This window comes from Paenibacillus sp. CCS19 (genome assembly GCF_033239625.1).
Classification (GTDB): domain Bacteria; phylum Bacillota; class Bacilli; order Paenibacillales; family Paenibacillaceae; genus Paenibacillus_T.
The window spans coordinates 1-17,040 of record NZ_BTCK01000036.1 but is presented as its reverse complement, the minus strand read 5'-3'; the positions used below and the strand labels follow the sequence as shown (position 1 = coordinate 17,040).

Below are 17,040 nucleotides of genomic sequence, written 5' to 3'. Positions count from 1 at the left end.
ATTGATCCTTCCGGCACATTGCTAATAGAATCAATTCAATCTACTGCGTTGTCCGCAGCCCCGTTTCGAAACACAATTCCCTTACCCGTCCAATGCTCTGTCGTTACATCGTGTTCGCTATAGCTGCCATTTGTATAATCATGGATCGTTCGAGTCCAGAACTGCTGGGAAGCCACATTATTGCCATGCTGCAGCACAACCCACGTACCTTTGAATGTATCGAACACTCTGGCAGCGACCAACTTCCCGATCCCTTGTCGTCTGTATTTGCGCATAATGAAGAACTCTGCGATTGACCTAGCGTCTTCATCTACTAGGTTATTAACATAATCATTCACTAACACGAACCCCGCGTACCGGCCATCTACTTTGACAAAATAAGCGCGTCTCTTCTCTTCCGTCCAGTAGTGATCCAAGTACGTGTATCCGTAATGCCCGGACGCATTAACATCTGCATCATTAAACTCGCTAAAATCATATTCATAGAGTTCGATCAGCTGACGCAGGATCGTCTTCTGGTCCTCCGTCACCTGGACCACCTCGACTGCATCGTTCTCACCACTCGCTTTCATCTTCACAGGCGTCCGATCTACTTCGGCTGTTGGTTGAGATGCGGAATGAGCAAGTGGAACCGACGATGAAGCTGTCATTGGCTTCAAATGATCGAGCCGTTCAATAATGAAGGCTAATGCGAACAGAATGAAGCCTCCAACTACGCTGATTGTAATAATGAGTAAACTGTCATCTGCGAAGCCTACGAAACTACCCATCGTTATAATGAGCGCACTTATGACCACTAGAACTTCTTTCATCCAATAAACTCCTTGCATGCTGTGATATACGCCTTACACATATTGGTATTGTATCCCATCCCCGATCTATTGGCACTATTTTCTTGTCAAACCAAAAAAGCGCCAGTTGGCTGACGCTATAGTACGAAGCTATTCATCTCTCCCCTGTTACTTCTTCACAACGGGAAAATAAATATCCGTTACCGATTCTACTGCTTTCGGTCCTTTGTTCCGTTCATCATATACTTCAATATTATAGGGGGACGCCAGTTTGTAATCGTTGTTGTTCAGCCATGTGGAATACAGATAGTGATGGACGGGGCCGGCGTTCTCAGCCGGACCTTCGAACGAGAATATGACATATTCATTCTTGGGCACCTCCCGATAAACCATGCCGTCCGGCAAATTATCGACAGAAGATACCTCCACACCGATGAAGAATTCGAACGGATCCGTCTCGGGATTGTAATCGTCTGGATCGGTAGACAGGCCGAATACTTCTCTAGCGTTAATTTCATTCCTAATTTCGTGTCTTCTTGCAAGGAATTGTTCGCCAAGCCGAATGGTCAACCCACTCTCCACATCTCCAAGCGTCACATTAACCGCCAGTCCTGCCAATAACAAACCATCTCTCTGCATGATTTTGCTTTCCACTACATTCGCCTCCGCATCATGGTCAGATCATTAACGATTCAAATCATACTTCGCATATTTGCCTTCAAGCTCTGGGTCCTGAATATCGTCGAACCAATCCGACTTGATCCACAACGGTATTTGAAGCAGCTCCTGCAGCGCTTCTACAGCCTTCTCGCAATCGCTCATAGCCATAATCTCATTCAATCGGTCGAAGTGCTGGTGTCCCAAGTACTCCGTAAGCACGCTAATGTCCGCCTTCTTGTCCTCTAGTTCATAATCAAATCTAGCTCCTTCTGTACACCATACTTGACCGGTTACTTCCTCACCATTGGAGTAGATTGTCATCGTGAACACACCGTCATCAAAGTATGAAATCGTCATAACAGGAGCTTGTATATAACTGGATAACTCTTCACCAACCGCTTCAACCTCTCCCCAATCGAAGTAATCGTTGAGAATGCTTACGAAACCCCGCTGCAATTGGCCAAGGTAGAAGATATTTCTTCCGCGATACGCCACTGCCAGCAACGATTCGAATCCATCCAGATTACCTGCAGGAATAACGGGCTGCTCCTTATCCTCTAACAAACTTGTTAATGCCTCAAGAACATCATCAAGGTTATCTGTCATGACATGCATGTTGCCGAAGCTCGTTCCCACAGCGATAGCCTCCTTACCTTAGGTCAACTTCATATGCTCGAATCCATATGCAAGAACCACATCTACAGCATCATCGCGCTTCAACTGACGGAGCGCCAATCTATCCGCTGCTAACTGGGAAATTCTTTCATTTCACTCGTCTCTCCTCAATGAACTCTTCAATGGCAGGCAATCGTTCGCTCAAAAGCTCCCGAATTTCCATCGCTGTCTGATCAATGAACTGCAGCACTCGCTCCAATGTAAAATAAACCGGCGTGATCCGCGGCTCATTACCCGCTTCCAGCAGCCAAGCTATTTTCTCATCCCGATATTGGCGGACTTCCTGCCCGGTTACATAAGGGTCGATCGAATAGCCTTCCGTCCCCTTAAGAAGCTTAATCCATTTGTCCAAACGGTCCGTCGATCGGATCAGATCGAATTCCACCTGGCTTACTTCGGAATTGTAGGTCCCGCGCTGTGCATTCGGTTCGCCGCCATACGCCAGCTCGAAATCGCTATATAACGTTTCTGTCCATCTGAGGTCGGTGTAAATATGCGAGAAATAGCCCAGGACAAAGTCGCGCCACTCCTTCGTCGTATTCATCGAAACGTAGGAATCGTACTTGTCCCCAATCATTTCCTTCGTCGGCATAATCCCCTGATACACGAGATGCGTAAGGCCTTTCTCTTCTCGCGAAATGCTGCCTCTCGCATGGATTGCGTCTGGACCTATACTGCCAATTAACAACTCCGGCGCAGGTGTCCCGTTATGAAGCTGATCGGATATAGCGAAATGTACCATCGGCCAAGGCAAACGCGTATCCTCCATTATTCCGTAACACAGCATCAACTTCATGTTGATTGAGCACGGCTAGTAAATGTTCCATCTCCATACCTCTTCCGCTTAATTACTGTCTGTACGAGCGTCCCATTCGCTGGCTGTCAGACCATAGATAACACGATTCAGATAATGACCATTGATAAACTCGTAATCTCTTATTTCGCCTTCACGCTGGAAACCTAACCGTTCGGGAATCGCACGGCTCCTCGCATTGCTGGACGCTGCTCCGATTTCAATTTTGTTCATGTGAAGGCGAGAGAACGCGAATTGGATCAGTGCTTGAATAGCTCTTGTGATAATGCCTCTACCTTCGAATTCACGCCCCAGCCAGTAACCGATCTCTGTCTTCCGATTATCTTGATCCATATACAAGTAACCAATAGAACCAACGAGCTGACTGCCTTCCCATATGCCGATCCAATATCCGTCATCCTTCGCGTAACGCAGACGCGTCCGCTCGATGAACGCTCCAGAATCATCCACAGACAACGTCATACTCGGAAACTTCAGCCACTGCCCAATATAGTCACGGTTCCGATCGATCAGTGCATATAAGGCATCCGCATCTCCTGTTTCTAATAGGGTAAGACACAATGAATCGTCGATTCGATAGTTGAACATGATGGATGCCATCCTTCCTACATCGCTGCTAGTTTGATTTCGAATTCGATTTCATGTTTAATCGGGATTCCTTCCGAACTAATCAAAGGGATTGTCGGTTTAATCATTCTTGCTTCGTCTACTGCATTCGGATGAATGCATTTCATATCGAATCCTCTCATCTGATAGAACCGGATAGCTTTAATGTTATCGTTAGTCGTAATAAGCCACAGCCTGTTAAGATGCTGCGATATCGCTTTATTTTTCACCAATTCAATAAGTCTCGTCCCTATGCCGCAATTCTCGCTGTAGCTGTTCAAAGCAACAATTTCACATTCGTTATTGCGGATGTCATATAGAATGAGTCCTAGAATGCGGTCCTCTTCTCTAGCTGCATATCCGGCCAAATGCTGCACCATATGCACCTTTCCTCTTGAGACAATTCTATCGCCTCTGATAGCAGTGATTTCCTCCGACCAGTCGCTCGTTATCTCTACGTATTCCATACAGCGATCTCCCTCTCATGCATTACAATCGGTTAACTTAACCAAAGAAAGCGGCCGGATACTTCAATTCGCCCCGGAGATGAAGCAATTCATTCTCTTTCAGCTCACATACCATGAACACATCGTCAGGCACTTCGAATTGCTTCAGCTCTAGTCCATACGAACGAGCCGGCTGGAATCCGAATTGGGGATAATATGACGGATGGCCGATCAACAATACGATGTAATAACCAAGCTGCCGACAGCGCTCCAACCCTTCCCGGATCAACTGCTTGCCTATACCGTGCTTCTGATACTCGGGTTTAACCGCAATCGGAGCAAGGACGATGACCTCGTGCTGCGTTTCGCCATCTACCACTGCGGCTTTGCTCAGCAATAAGTGTCCTACTATTTCATCATCTTGCTCCGCAATAAGGGATAGCTCCGGCACCCAATAAGAAGTGGATCTAATCCGTTCAACTAACTTCGCTTCATCCTCGCGATTTCCGAAAGCTGTGCAATTTACTTGGTAGACTTGATCGTAATCGCGTTCGTTTTCCGTTCGAATACGGACTGTCATATTGTCACCTCTGTGCTATGTCGCTCTTAGAACCAAACCTTACAATCGATTCCAGTACGCCTCTCTCACTAGCTCCATCTGCGAGATATGCCTTCTAGCATGTTGGCATAAGAAATAAATATATTGATAGACATCAATTTTGCCGAGGTCAGCCACAGTCATCGTTGTCTTCGCCAATATTCCTTCACCGTTCGGGATTTCAGCAAGTATCTGTCTGCATTCGTTGATCTGCTCGATCATCAGCGATTGTATCTCAGCAAGTGATTTATCGCCTGTCGGTTCCATATGATCGGGTCGAATCCACTTCAACGACTGATCTTGCGCAATACGATCGAGCGCACCGAGATTGTTCTCATAACTCGCAACCTCTTGTTCCAGATCAACCTTGCTTGCAAGCTCCAGCGCTCTCCTCCGGCCCTTCCGGATCAGTATGAGCAAATAATAATTGGTCAGCGTCACATGCTCCAAGATTTGCTCAATACGCCAGCCCGCTGCCGGTTGGAAACCAAGCATTTCCGAGTCTATTCGATACCACTCCTGATATAGATTAAGAGTATCTGACAGTGCCTGATCGATAAACTGAATAGTTTGTTGAACCGTCATGACTTCCAGCTTGTCAAAAGCAAACATGTCGTGTCTTCCCTTCCTTCACACCGTGTTGATGGAATTAAGTCACTCGACCGGTTGCTGCTGCAAGCGCTCAAGCGCAACAATCAACTCTCCCGGACTTCTAAGCTCAGCAAAGTCACTCTTTATCCAAGATTGGAACCAGATTGCATGGAATACGTTAAGCCCCGCATCCGCTGCGCCGGATAGCTCATTCGAGCCGCCATCTCCGACGAAGACGCTGGCTTCCGGCTGAACATTCATTCGTGTGCAAGCCAGCATATAGATCTCCTTATCCGGCTTACACCACCCTGTTTGATAGGAGAAGACTGTATCGTCGAAGTATTCGCTAAACACCGAATCGTGCCAGCCTCTGACTTCTTCTTCCGTACAATTGCTGATGAGGCCAATCTTTATTCCGTTCTGCTTCAAGTAGTGCAAGAGTTCCAACACTTCCGTATGGACCCGCTTAAAAGGAATGTGCTTCTCCTTCACTCTCTCTTGGTAGAGGAACTCGATATTCCCTTCATTCACTATTAGGTTGTGTGATGCTACTATCGTGCGGATCACTTCATCGAACAAAGCAAGCTTCCCTCTCATTCGAGCATCCTGATGTTTGCGCCACTCCTGCTTGAATGCCTCAGCAGATAGACCTAGCAGCTGCATATAATCATACTGGCGATTCGAGATTCGCTTACCGTCAGCAAATTCAGTGATCAGCGTTTCGAACAAATCGAAGAATATCGCTTGTATCCTCATATTAGCTCCTCACCAACTGAATTGGTACCATTTTACTCACAACACAATCTCATACAAATTCGCGGCCCAATTATCAAATTCCAATCTGCGAACGAATCCGAAGCCAAGATCCCGATAATATTGATTCAATCTTGGATTCTCCGCCATGCAGTCCAGCCGTACGACCGTTTTGCCCCGTTGTCTGATCTCTCCGATCGCGGATTGAATGAGCTGCTCTCCAATCCCTAGTCCCTTGTAATCTCTGTTCACAGCAAACCGATGAATGTAGCCTGCACCGTTATGGTCCAACTCGTTCCAGATCAAAGGATCCGACCAGGTCAACACATACGTGCCCACAATAGCACCCTGGTATTCCGCAACGTAGACATCCGCCCCATCGTTCATAAACTCCACGACGTGCTCAAGCCTAAAGTGCTCCGGTCTCCATTGGTAAATCCCCTTCGCATTTAACCATCTAGCGGACATCAGCCACAGCTCCAATACATCAGCCGCTTCGTCGCTAGTTGCATGTCTAATCTTAAGCTGCTGTTCCAATTGTTCCACTGTCGTCACCCGCTTTACATAATTGAAAAGCCCCGCTCATCCACCTATTACAACCGAACCTATAGGAAAGACTGCCGACGCAGCCGACAGTCCTCTCCATGAATACAATCACGCAAATCCGTTACTCGAGTCTTGCAAGTGCATTCTTATACTTTTCTAAACGGTTATAGTCGCTTTCGGTCGGATTGTTAATCCGAGACAAGTTCATGTTCTCTTTGATATCCGCGATTTTGACGTTTCTAGCGATCCAGTTTCCTTTCGTCTTCTCGATGAATGCTTCATAACTATCTTCTTGGGATCTGGTCAGCCGGCCGATCGCATCGATGATCTCATCAGAGAACCCATGCGCTCTCAACTGCTCAAGCGTAACGGAACTATCCTCCACAACATCATGAAGAACCGCTGCGATTTTCTCCTCTAACGTCTCAACCCGATTCATTACCGCTAACGGATGCAGGATATAAGGGGCTCCGCCTTTGTCCACTTGATCTTTATGCGCTTCCAGCGCAATAGCAATCGCCAACTCAATATGCAATACGTCCACCTCCAAATCCCGCACAGGATGATCCATTTAAAGCTCCAGTCTAAGCCGTATCATATCTCGACATGGAATGCCGTCTTCATAGATCTCTTCCTCATAGTTACGTATGAAATAATCCACATCGACGCCGACAATTCTAAATCCACATCGCTGGTAAAGCTTTAATTGGTGAATGCTCGAATTGCCTGTCCCAATCTCGATGGTTGGATAGCCCAATTCTTTTGCTTCCTGTATCGCCTTGCTTACAAGCGCTTTGCCAATTCCTCTGCCTTGACAATGCTCGTCCACTGCAACATTCACAATCTCAATGGTATGCGGAGAAGTGGGCAGCAGTACAAACTCGCCAACGATCTGCTCATGATCATACGCCAAGTAACAATGGCCTCGACGGATATAACTTTCGATTTGGATTTGAGAAGGGTCAGCTAACAACAGCAAATCCATGGGGATCTGGTCTGGCTCCACTTTTACGACGCGAAAGTCCATTAACCCCAGTTCCTTTCCTTAGGCATTTAACTCCAAAACATGTTTCTCTTATCTTCATCTACGATCAGCAGCTGTGTTTCGAAATTATCTGCAGGAGTGATGTCCTCCACGAAGTGCCACTTTTTCTTGCTATCTCTCCAATACACTTTCCATTGGTTCTGTTCCAATCGGAACTGAGCCACGGTTAACTCCACCCACTCTTTGCTCATGAAAGCTGGCCGCTCTTCAACTAGCGTTACATTATTTCCTCTTATCTTATAATTCAGCCTAATTTCATTTCGAATATGTTTTGGGACCTTCTGTTCGATATACACATTCATAATTTTTTCAATACGTTTCTTTGTAAAATCGTCCAAGCTGATGCACCTCTATATGATGTATGTTGAATTAATGCCGTTACTGTTACTGTGAGCGACTAGCCCTTTTTCCCGCGATACTGCGCCGTTCTTAACTCCTGTACATACGCTTCAAGATCGGGCATTCCCTCATCCACTGCTTGTTTGATGGCTAGTTCAATGTCGTAATGAACTCTCACCAACTGAATGCTGAAGGCTGCAAGCTCCTTACTATTCAATCGGCCTTCAAGGATGGCGTACGAAGCTTGAGGGATTTCCAATGGATTTCCTACGCTGCCCGCATTAAACAATGTCCTGCCGGCAAAATTTTGCACATATGCATTATGTACATCGCCATAACCGGCTACGTCTGCTGGTGCTTGCTGCTCGTAGTGCTCTGAACTTTCGAATAGAGACATCCTCCGTTCCTCTGGATCCCACGGTTGAATGCGCTCGTATTCGCTGCGAGGCGAAGCATGAAACAACCGAATAAGCCGCCCGCTCATATACCATTCAATGCCGAATGGCAATTGACTTAAGAAAGTCAATCTCTCCGGACCAAGCTTAGCCTGATGCCAATGCACGGCTTCGAACTCACTCGGTTTGGATACGAAATCATCCCAATTGCCCTTAATTACCTTATCGCATGTCCGCTGAACAAGATCCACCACAAGATCCGAACTCGGCCCTTTGCCGATCAGATCGCCAAGACAATAAACCATCGCAACATGACGCGCATTAATATCTTCCAGCACAGCCTGCAAAGCCGGCAAGTTCCCATGAATATCTGATATGACAGCAATTCGATCCATCCGATTACCTCCTACTCAACAAACGACTTGCATGTTCTTCTAGTATAAATACCGCCCAATGACTTCCTCATCCCAAATCTGAGCTTCAATGTATCGTTCTGGCCCCTTGTCCCCGTCCCGGTTCCAATCCTGCGGAAAACCGTACCTCTCAATGAGCTCAACAATTCCTGTCTTCGTATACATCTGCTGCCGATAAGGCCTGTCATCTCGATAACGCATGGTGGGAAATAAATCACCGTATGTAAAACTAACCGATTCCTCCGCAAAATGATCCCAAGGAATCTCCAGTACGTCAGAATTCGGATACCACGACTTCAGCCAATAGCAAGCTCCGAGTGTCATGTAATGAGGGTATGTGTTGCGCGGTTTCCCACCCTTCATGACAAACTGTTCTCGTGCAGCAGCCTCCAGTTCTCGTCTTATCCTCATATATTCTTCCGAACGGCGACTGGCAAAGGTCGTTCCATTCGCACGAATCTGTCTGGATATCTCTTCTGATTGTTCCTGTGGAAGCTTAGATAAGTTTCGGAACGGTCCTATTTCTCTATCATAATAATGATATAGTTTGAAGGTCATAGGGATAGTCCTTTATGTCAAAATAGAGGTCAGTCACTTCTTCCGATCACTTGCTCGACAATGACCTTGAACTCATCTAATTCAATGTTCAGCTTCATAATTCCTTGTTTATCTAACCAATCCAACTAACATGGTCAGGGAGCATAGATTCCGATCTCCATTTCTCGAACGAATCATAAACCATTGTGATAGGCCACTTAGGATCTTTCTCCGTGCTACCACGCCACGTCAGATGCACTTGAGCATACTTAGCCTCATGCAGATACTTAAACAAGACATCATCACAATCGAATCTTCTTGCAACGATTTGTAGAGGTATACCAAATAGAACATGATCTTTACCAAGCTCTCTATACAGCTCTTGCACATATGTCTCGGATTGAGCAGGCTCCCATGGATCTAAATAAATAGAATCCTTATTATGTTCCAACCGATTACTCCCTTCACAATGACAAAGCCACAAACGATCTATCCCAACCTATACAACGTAACCTCATAATCCGCAAACACTTCCTGCAGCATCGGCTCAACGACATTCCAATCTCCATTAGCCAACCCGCAGCCGATGTTATATGGCAATGCGATCGAATGTCCACTCTTCTTAGCTTCTTCCTTCAGTACAGTAAGACTTTGCTTCAAAGCCTCATAATTCGTATAGAGTACATTCTGCCTTCCGTAATTCAGTTGTCCGAATAAATTAGCCGTAAATTTAGAACCTGTTTGAACGAGTTGGCATTTGCCAAGCAGCTCATGTGATTCGTATTGATTGCAAAACCGCTTATACGATGGATACAAATTCACGTATCGATCCCGCAATGCTCGGGCCACGCCGGACCCCATTACACCTTGGCAGTTAACCTGATGCCCGATGATGTCTTCCGTCGCATTCAACAAATCGCCGTTAACAATTGTGACTGGCATTAACCGCTCTCCCTATTACGTTATTTCGAATGCATGGTCCATTGCGGGGGACGTCTCATAAACCGTTCACTGTCCCGAACAAACCCGTATTTCTCGTAGAGTCCATGTGCATCCTTGGTACCTAGAAGCCCTGTCAGTCCTTCTAATTCCGCCACATTCATGACCGACTGGACTAGCTTCTTGCCTATCCCCTTGCCACGATGCTCCTCATCCACATACACATCACAAAGATAGAAGAATGTCGCCCAGTCCGTCACAACGCGCGCAAATCCAACTTGCTGATCGCCATAGGATACGCCGATGCAATACGAATTTTCAATCGCTCGGATCGTCCGTTCAGGAGGTCTTGTATTGGCCCAATAACTTCTCGTCAAAAATGCGATGACCGCCTCAGTGTTAATCTTCGACTTATCATCACTGATAAGATAATCATTGTATATCACTTCCATCACGGAACCTCCTATCGTCGCATAGGCGCCGAATATGTCGCTTATATAACGCTCGTCGTTCCATCCGCATGTCCAACCACGACCGTGTGTGCCATCTGAATAAACAAACCATGCTCGACGACACCGGGGATTGTTTTGATCCGATCACCTAGCGCACCGGGACTTGCGATCTCATCAAAATGACAATCGACAATCCAATTCCCATTGTCCGTAACGAAAGTCGATTGTTCAGCCTTTCGTATAACAGGCTTGCAGCCAAGCTGCTCCAGCCGTCGAATGGTCAACTCCGCTGCGAATGGAACGATCTCGATCGGCAGCGGGAACTTGCCTAACGTCTTGACCAGCTTGGACTCGTCGACAATGACGACAAATCGCTTGCTGTTCGATGCGATAATCTTCTCCCGCAGCAGTGCGCCTCCGCCGCCTTTGATCAAATGATTGTCCCGATCGACTTCATCCGCACCATCAATCGTCATATCGATTGATTCCACTTCAGCGAACGGGATGATCGGTATGCCTAACTGCAGCGCCAGCTCCTCCGAGTTCTTCGAGCTTGAAACAGCTTTTAATTGCAGTCCCTCTTCCTTGATTCGCTCTGCAATTCGATGGATCGCCCAATACGCGGTAGAGCCCGTCCCCAATCCAACAGTCATACCGTTCTGTATAAGCTCAACCGCTTTATCCGCTGCTGCTTTCTTCGCATTCATTCGATCAACCTCCACATCTGGATTTGAGATAATTAACTTCTGACAACCAGTCTTCGTACTTGTCGCTTTCTTCCCATAAATCCTTTAGTTCGGACTGGCTAAGAATGATCTCAATCAGTTTTACCGCATCATCGGCTAATGCGCTGACGATATATTTCCACTTTTCTTCTTTGCTGAACGCCTTCCACTGCAATTTGGTCTCATCATCGACCGCATCACTTTTCATCATCTCATTGAAAACCGATACTAAATTTCTGTCATAGCTCTTCTTCTTCAGCCATCTCTCGATAGCTGGGGGGATATCCCCTCCTGGTGCACCACGTAACACAGCAACGATCTCAACAGCCGCTAATACTTCAGAAGATAAATCACTGTCCAGAGTCTCAGCCGGGCTATCCTGATACTCATGATTGAACTCTGAGAACTTATACACGACTATGCTTAAATCCTTGTCATCTTCCAATTCAGAGATCCAATCCAGCGCGCTGTCATTTTCAAATGTTTTGACTCCCCAGGCTCCCAATGTAACCCTCCTAGAATTGTAGATGAATGGCTATGTACTCCGAATCCGAATCTCTTTCCTATGAATTAAACTCGCTACAACGATGCCCGCCAGCACGCCTGATATTGGAGCAACGACAATAATTCCGATCGTATTCGTGCTCGTTGTCCAAGCGAGCTTAGCAGCAACGATCCCCAATGCGATGAGGAGAACAATCGCCCAGTAAGTTATTTTACTCATCCAAGGGATCTTCTTCACGCTGCCCGCGTGTGTTGGTACCGGCGTTCTAAACAGCATCCATGTTACCCAAATAAACTCGACCGCCAGCCCGATGAGTGACAATGCATACTGGAGCAGTTGGTACAACGGAATTGCACCAATTTCAGACTGAAGCGATGAATGCCGCAGTACGAAATAACCGCTCTCGTGTGTGAATGCGTCTACGAATAGGTGACTATAAAATCCTACGATAACGGATAGTAAGAACACCAACCAGTTTCTGTAGTTGCGTAGGTCGATTAATCGAATTCGCTGGTAAGCTCTGACGTCGAGATGAGCGATCGAAGGAAGATGAGAACTGAATGATCTGATACAAAGGTGAGTGAGGATTAGGAATAAGACACACAATGGGATCGCTTGAATAAACAGCCCTTCAATGGTATGACCGATCGTCTGGTGAGGCTCGAGCGCTAGAAAATACTCAAAATCAGGAGACATGCTGCCAAGAATCAAGCCGGACACAGTCAAATATCGCGGCCTGACCGCTTTCACCGGTAAGGCGTACAAAGGATGCGCGAAAGTAAACGGCGTATCGATCCCTCCCTTATGTCTACCAGATATGAAGCATGCTTGCTCCATTCATTGCTTGGAAAAGTTCGCTACGTGGTTACCCTCTTTGATCTTCTTCGACTTATTGGGCTTATGATTAAAGTATGGATCAGGATACATACCATCCCTAAGCTGATCGCATGATCCGCCAGATTCGATATGCCACGGCCGAAATCCAAGAAATCGGTGACACGTCCATACAGAACACGATCAATCGCATTACCGATTGCACCGCCAACGAAGATTCCCGCACCACACTTCAACATCCATCCATCTAGTCTACCTTGGCGATAAAGACGAATTGCCCACACCGCAACAAGAACAGCAGGAATGACAAAATACCGCCCATACCCCTCAAAGCTGCTCCCCATAGCACCGGTATTCTCAAAATACGTCAGTTGAAATCCATCCCACACCGGAGTTGATTGTCCAAGCTCCATATGAAGTCGAACCCATATTTTTGCGCTCTGATCAATAAGGACGACAAGCAGCAGAATCATATAAAACATAGGATCACCTCGGACTTTTTTCTTGTTGTCTTGTTTAGCGTTTGTTCGTCGAAATCACTTCCAGGTCAATATCTTGACCCCAGCCGTTAAATCCGCTTCCATTGTTCTGAATGCCATTGAAACGCATCGTAATATTCTGTTTGCTATGTTGATCAAGCGATAATGTGTTAGCTTCAAAAACGATATCTACATTTCGATTCCAGTTCGTTGGGAGTATCGGTCTGATGACGACTTCGTCCGCTTTGCCGTAATTATAAATCTTGAATGAACAATCCGCATTGACGTTATTCTCATTCGAAACGAAGTTACATTTACCGTTAGATACTTCGGTGGAAGCAATATCAGAAGCATTGTACTTCACTACGAACATATACCCTTCCGTCGCCCAAGGAAAAACAACAAAGAAAGCAATACAACCAATCAGTATAGATCTTGTTATTCTAGGATGACGATCCCGAAGCGTTCTTTGAGCCCCAGCTACCCCGATACAGAGAAGAAAAAGGGCAAGGATGACCGGCAAATGCATACCATTCTGATTGCTCTTGCTCCAAGGTGAAATGCCTATTCCTTCGAATATCTGGTCTCCAAAAGATTCCTTCAAATGCGTTTGGGATATTAACAGCATGGCTGCAAGGATGACGATGATGAAATAATAACCTTTCTTGATTATGATCACTCCCATCTGAAGTCTCGGGCTATGACATCACTTCGTTATGTTCTTCTAATAATTGTATCACTTCGACGTCCGGAAATTTCTCTTGAATCTTGCAGGCAAGCGACCTTACTCCGAATATTTCGGTAAAGGTATGGCTTCCAACAATGAGGTTCATTTGGATAAACTTCGCATATTGAACGGTATACAACGTTTTCTCGCCAGTAATATATACATCGCATTGGCTCTCCATTGCTTCCTTCAACTGATTCGTGCTATTCCCTGCCCCAGTTACCATCCCTATTCGTCTTACGTCCCGGTTACTGTTTGGTTGAACAAAAATATTCTCGCCTAATAGCTCTCTCATCGTCTCAGCCAATTGTTCCAGCGTAATTGAACGCTCGAGCTCCCCAATTCCGATACTGCTATCGCCATTGACGTGCTGCGATTGTTGAACTACATTCGCGCCTAATAGCCGAAGCAGAGAATGACAAGTACCGAACTCCGCATAGTCGAGCGGCAGGTGAATATAGAAATGCGCAATATGATGCTCTTCCAGCAAGGCCATGCAGCGCTCTTTCATCCCATATACAAAACCCCACGCATCATGATGGGTTATAATCAGATCAACCTTATGCTGGGCTGCCTGTTGGACGATCTCAGGTGTAAGGTTAGTCGCATATCCTATTGTTCGATAATCAGCCGCTGTGAAGTTGCTGTAACCATATTCCTCATCCTCCTGAAAATCAAGAAGCAGCTGTCCGAATAACTCACCTATACACGATTTGAACTGTTGGATGTTCATCCTCATTCCTCCTATCCCTAGTGATGCATTCATCTACCTCTTCTCAACCGACCATAACAGCAAATTGAATCTCTTAGCCTCATTCATGGCACCAACGATTTCGAAAGATTTTATATCGATTAATCGAGGTATCCATTTTCGAATCAGACGTCCATCCACTTCGTCTGTAATTTGATTGTTTAATGCTTCTATTTGCAACTCGAGCTCAAGAGAAGAGATGGAATGCTGGATGAAATACTTGTGGTCATTTTGCAGTTCTTTCATCTTCACAAAATCATTGATTAACGACCTTATCGAGGATGATTTCTGTAATCCTTTTCGAGTAAAGGCACCCCATTTCAATTCGATTCCGATCTCGCTGATAGTATCATGATCATCAGATTGTATGTACACGGAGTAATCCAGCATCCGACCGTCGTTATACGCATGATCCTCAGGCCGAATTTTGTACACCTTGCATAATTCAGTATAGGCGAGAAACTTAATGATCGGTTCGGTAATTGACCAGGTGTCTAGTCCTTTTCCATAATTCGAATAGAACGTATCTTTATGATCAGAGCTCATGAAATTGTCTCGGATAACAAGATCCCATTTCACCAATGCATCTTTGAAATCTTGAAAAAAGGCCTGCATGAATTCATTTATAGTAGGAACTTCTTGGTCTTGAACTTTCATTTACAGCCCCTTCATACTCGGTTTAGCTTCTTGATTCAAATGTACTCATCTCCTGATTCGAATTTCCCTTGATAGCAATGCTGTGAGTCGTGAGCCTCCAATTTTTACGTTCCAACCATTTGTCATGGAATAAATAGAACATCTCTCCGAAATTCATTCCTTCAGGCAGTTCGTCTTCAAACTTAATCTCTTCGATCTCAAAAGCAGGCAATGGCTGCAGCTCCTCTACTTCTGCGCAGAAAACCATCCCGTAGCTGCCTCTCCACTCATAAATTCCGAATGGTGTTAACTCAAACCTTACAGCCCCTGTTTCCTCGAACAATTCTCGACTTGCCGTATGTATAATAGGTTCGCCTTCTTCTCTGCTGCCTCCCGGTATCTCCCAGCCTCCACGTTTCTTGTTATGAATGATGATGAACTGGTTATGGAAAGTAGCAATAATAACTGCGAACTTCATAAGTTCGTGATCAATATCTTCTAGTTCATACCATTGATCCATCTTAGGTTTCATTGTACGACTCCCATCTTCTTCGAAAACAAAGAAACACGATTCGGCATAGATAGTTCGTATCATAGGCCTCGTCGTGTTTCGTATGACAAGTATTCCATTATTATACATAGTTTAATAGATATACGAAAGTCTTTGGTAATACAATGCAATGCACTAACATACCGTACATTAGAACTGCCACCAAATATCTGTCTCGTCTTCCTTTTTGCCCTTATATAGAATTGCTCCATTCTCGTTCGACTTAATATCGAATTGAACGCTATGTGTTGCATAGAATTCCTCGAGATGAGGAACGATCTGACTCTCGAGTTCTTTAATAAAGCCTTCTACCATGCTTTTGGCCTCTTCTTTGGTTGCATCGTTATCCGCCCTGATTCTAAATTTCACAAACTCATCAGGACTGTAACTCACCGCAACTCCTAACATAAGATAGAGTAAACTTGCTTTCTACTACTGTCCATTGTACATCTGTCCCAGACCTGGAACAATCAATGATAGAAGTCCCGCAACAAATGGCTTTCTTTTTCTATTCATCGACGACTTACACTTCCCCTTCTCCCTATTAGGTTGTCATCCATTCGTTGTTTCTCCATATGACTCAAAATCATTCTCGCCTTCTCATATCTTCCAAATTCGATGTAAACCTCATATTCATACATCAAATCCAATACTGGAATGTCCATATTCATGTATCGCACCCAGATACGATTTTCCTTTATATTCAATGGCGCGGTCCAATTCACTCCATCCTTACAACGCTCGATATCCCCCATGAGTTCAATCATTACATCATCGATCATAGCTTTACCGAAGTAAGAGCGAATATTAGTCGACTCACTATAAACGACCTCTCGAGTAATATAGTCATCCAGAACATTTTGGATTTTCAAAATGCTATCCTTGTCGGATTGAATATCGATATCATTCACGTCGGTTTCGATGCTCTGTATAAAGAAGCTCAAACTTCCTGTCAGAACCCAATCCACTTCTTTGTCCTTCAACATCGAATACACTCTTTCAAACGCATGTAAGATTCTGTTATCTATCTTTCCCAACTCCCTGGTTTCGGTCAGTTTATCAATCACTTACCCACTACAATATTACCATCATATTCCATAATCATAAACAGAAAACAAAAAATCCCGATCCAAGACTTAAAGTCTTAGAACGGGATATCCGTTGTAAAAGATGGTGCCGGCGATAGGAGTCGAACCCACGACCTACTGATTACAAGTCAGTTGCTCTACCAAC

Annotated in this window: 27 protein-coding genes; all 27 read right to left on the bottom strand. The window is 45.3% G+C overall.

What is annotated here, in order from left to right:
- Window positions 1–35 precede the first annotated feature (35 nt).
- Window positions 36–812 carry a GNAT family N-acetyltransferase gene (locus SBI19_RS21400; protein WP_317971555.1) on the bottom strand — a complete coding sequence of 259 codons (777 nt, stop codon included), beginning with the start codon at window positions 810–812 and terminating at the stop codon, window positions 36–38.
- A 147-nt stretch (window positions 813–959) separates the two neighbouring features.
- A complete protein-coding gene (locus tag SBI19_RS21395; RefSeq protein ID WP_317971554.1) occupies window positions 960–1,445 on the bottom strand; it encodes a GyrI-like domain-containing protein in 486 nt (161 codons plus the stop codon).
- Between the two features lie 30 nt (window positions 1,446–1,475).
- Complete coding sequence (locus tag SBI19_RS21390) at window positions 1,476–2,087, bottom strand: hypothetical protein (protein ID WP_317971553.1); 612 nt, start codon at window positions 2,085–2,087, stop codon at window positions 1,476–1,478.
- Between the two features lie 127 nt (window positions 2,088–2,214).
- Entirely contained in the window at window positions 2,215–2,880 is a 666-nt protein-coding gene (locus tag SBI19_RS21385; protein WP_317971552.1) for a hypothetical protein, read from the bottom strand.
- A 90-nt stretch (window positions 2,881–2,970) separates the two neighbouring features.
- Window positions 2,971–3,528: a GNAT family N-acetyltransferase gene (locus tag SBI19_RS21380; protein WP_317971551.1), complete on the bottom strand. Its 558-nt coding sequence runs from the start codon at window positions 3,526–3,528 to the stop codon at window positions 2,971–2,973.
- A 17-nt stretch (window positions 3,529–3,545) separates the two neighbouring features.
- Window positions 3,546–4,013, bottom strand: coding sequence for a GNAT family N-acetyltransferase (locus SBI19_RS21375; RefSeq protein ID WP_317971550.1), 468 nt, complete (start codon window positions 4,011–4,013; stop codon window positions 3,546–3,548).
- Between the two features lie 37 nt (window positions 4,014–4,050).
- Complete coding sequence (locus SBI19_RS21370) at window positions 4,051–4,572, bottom strand: GNAT family N-acetyltransferase (protein ID WP_317971549.1); 522 nt, start codon at window positions 4,570–4,572, stop codon at window positions 4,051–4,053.
- A 39-nt stretch (window positions 4,573–4,611) separates the two neighbouring features.
- Window positions 4,612–5,202, bottom strand: a complete 591-nt coding sequence (locus SBI19_RS21365) for a DinB family protein (protein ID WP_317971548.1) — start codon at window positions 5,200–5,202, stop codon at window positions 4,612–4,614.
- A 42-nt stretch (window positions 5,203–5,244) separates the two neighbouring features.
- Window positions 5,245–5,937 (bottom strand): HAD family hydrolase, encoded by a 693-nt coding sequence (locus SBI19_RS21360; protein WP_317971547.1) that lies wholly within the window; start codon window positions 5,935–5,937, stop codon window positions 5,245–5,247.
- Window positions 5,938–5,973: 36 nt separating this feature from the next.
- Complete coding sequence (locus tag SBI19_RS21355) at window positions 5,974–6,480, bottom strand: GNAT family N-acetyltransferase (RefSeq protein WP_317971546.1); 507 nt, start codon at window positions 6,478–6,480, stop codon at window positions 5,974–5,976.
- A gap of 121 nt (window positions 6,481–6,601) precedes the next feature.
- Window positions 6,602–7,051 carry an HD domain-containing protein gene (locus SBI19_RS21350; RefSeq protein WP_317971545.1) on the bottom strand — a complete coding sequence of 150 codons (450 nt, stop codon included), beginning with the start codon at window positions 7,049–7,051 and terminating at the stop codon, window positions 6,602–6,604.
- Window positions 7,052–7,507, bottom strand: a complete 456-nt coding sequence (locus tag SBI19_RS21345; protein ID WP_317971544.1) for a GNAT family N-acetyltransferase — start codon at window positions 7,505–7,507, stop codon at window positions 7,052–7,054. It lies immediately after the preceding gene.
- A gap of 26 nt (window positions 7,508–7,533) precedes the next feature.
- Window positions 7,534–7,863, bottom strand: coding sequence for a DUF3024 domain-containing protein (locus SBI19_RS21340; protein WP_317971543.1), 330 nt, complete (start codon window positions 7,861–7,863; stop codon window positions 7,534–7,536).
- A gap of 59 nt (window positions 7,864–7,922) precedes the next feature.
- Window positions 7,923–8,654 carry a metallophosphoesterase family protein gene (locus SBI19_RS21335; protein WP_317971542.1) on the bottom strand — a complete coding sequence of 244 codons (732 nt, stop codon included), beginning with the start codon at window positions 8,652–8,654 and terminating at the stop codon, window positions 7,923–7,925.
- 39 nt (window positions 8,655–8,693) lie between these two features.
- Complete coding sequence (locus tag SBI19_RS21330) at window positions 8,694–9,083, bottom strand: hypothetical protein (RefSeq protein ID WP_317971541.1); 390 nt, start codon at window positions 9,081–9,083, stop codon at window positions 8,694–8,696.
- Window positions 9,084–9,698: 615 nt separating this feature from the next.
- Window positions 9,699–10,151 carry a macro domain-containing protein gene (locus SBI19_RS21325; protein ID WP_317971540.1) on the bottom strand — a complete coding sequence of 151 codons (453 nt, stop codon included), beginning with the start codon at window positions 10,149–10,151 and terminating at the stop codon, window positions 9,699–9,701.
- 20 nt (window positions 10,152–10,171) lie between these two features.
- Complete coding sequence (locus SBI19_RS21320; RefSeq protein WP_317971539.1) at window positions 10,172–10,600, bottom strand: GNAT family N-acetyltransferase; 429 nt, start codon at window positions 10,598–10,600, stop codon at window positions 10,172–10,174.
- Between the two features lie 41 nt (window positions 10,601–10,641).
- Window positions 10,642–11,307: a ribose-5-phosphate isomerase RpiA gene (rpiA, locus tag SBI19_RS21315; protein WP_317971538.1), complete on the bottom strand. Its 666-nt coding sequence runs from the start codon at window positions 11,305–11,307 to the stop codon at window positions 10,642–10,644.
- A gap of 4 nt (window positions 11,308–11,311) precedes the next feature.
- Window positions 11,312–11,830: a DUF4259 domain-containing protein gene (locus tag SBI19_RS21310; protein ID WP_317971537.1), complete on the bottom strand. Its 519-nt coding sequence runs from the start codon at window positions 11,828–11,830 to the stop codon at window positions 11,312–11,314.
- 30 nt (window positions 11,831–11,860) lie between these two features.
- Entirely contained in the window at window positions 11,861–12,667 is an 807-nt protein-coding gene (locus SBI19_RS21305; protein WP_317971536.1) for a DUF4184 family protein, read from the bottom strand.
- A 20-nt stretch (window positions 12,668–12,687) separates the two neighbouring features.
- A complete protein-coding gene (gene lspA / locus SBI19_RS21300; protein ID WP_317971535.1) occupies window positions 12,688–13,146 on the bottom strand; it encodes a signal peptidase II in 459 nt (152 codons plus the stop codon).
- Between the two features lie 34 nt (window positions 13,147–13,180).
- Window positions 13,181–13,828, bottom strand: coding sequence for a hypothetical protein (locus tag SBI19_RS21295; protein ID WP_317971534.1), 648 nt, complete (start codon window positions 13,826–13,828; stop codon window positions 13,181–13,183).
- Between the two features lie 13 nt (window positions 13,829–13,841).
- Window positions 13,842–14,603: a Nif3-like dinuclear metal center hexameric protein gene (locus tag SBI19_RS21290; RefSeq protein ID WP_317971533.1), complete on the bottom strand. Its 762-nt coding sequence runs from the start codon at window positions 14,601–14,603 to the stop codon at window positions 13,842–13,844.
- A gap of 33 nt (window positions 14,604–14,636) precedes the next feature.
- Window positions 14,637–15,278 carry a hypothetical protein gene (locus SBI19_RS21285; protein ID WP_317971532.1) on the bottom strand — a complete coding sequence of 214 codons (642 nt, stop codon included), beginning with the start codon at window positions 15,276–15,278 and terminating at the stop codon, window positions 14,637–14,639.
- 22 nt (window positions 15,279–15,300) lie between these two features.
- On the bottom strand, window positions 15,301–15,789 hold the full coding sequence (locus tag SBI19_RS21280; protein WP_317971531.1) for an NUDIX domain-containing protein: 489 nt from the start codon (window positions 15,787–15,789) through the stop codon (window positions 15,301–15,303).
- 168 nt (window positions 15,790–15,957) lie between these two features.
- Window positions 15,958–16,122, bottom strand: a complete 165-nt coding sequence (locus SBI19_RS21275; protein ID WP_317971530.1) for a hypothetical protein — start codon at window positions 16,120–16,122, stop codon at window positions 15,958–15,960.
- A 197-nt stretch (window positions 16,123–16,319) separates the two neighbouring features.
- On the bottom strand, window positions 16,320–16,793 hold the full coding sequence (locus SBI19_RS21270) for a nucleotidyltransferase domain-containing protein (RefSeq protein ID WP_317971529.1): 474 nt from the start codon (window positions 16,791–16,793) through the stop codon (window positions 16,320–16,322).
- Window positions 16,794–17,040: the final 247 nt, after the last annotated feature.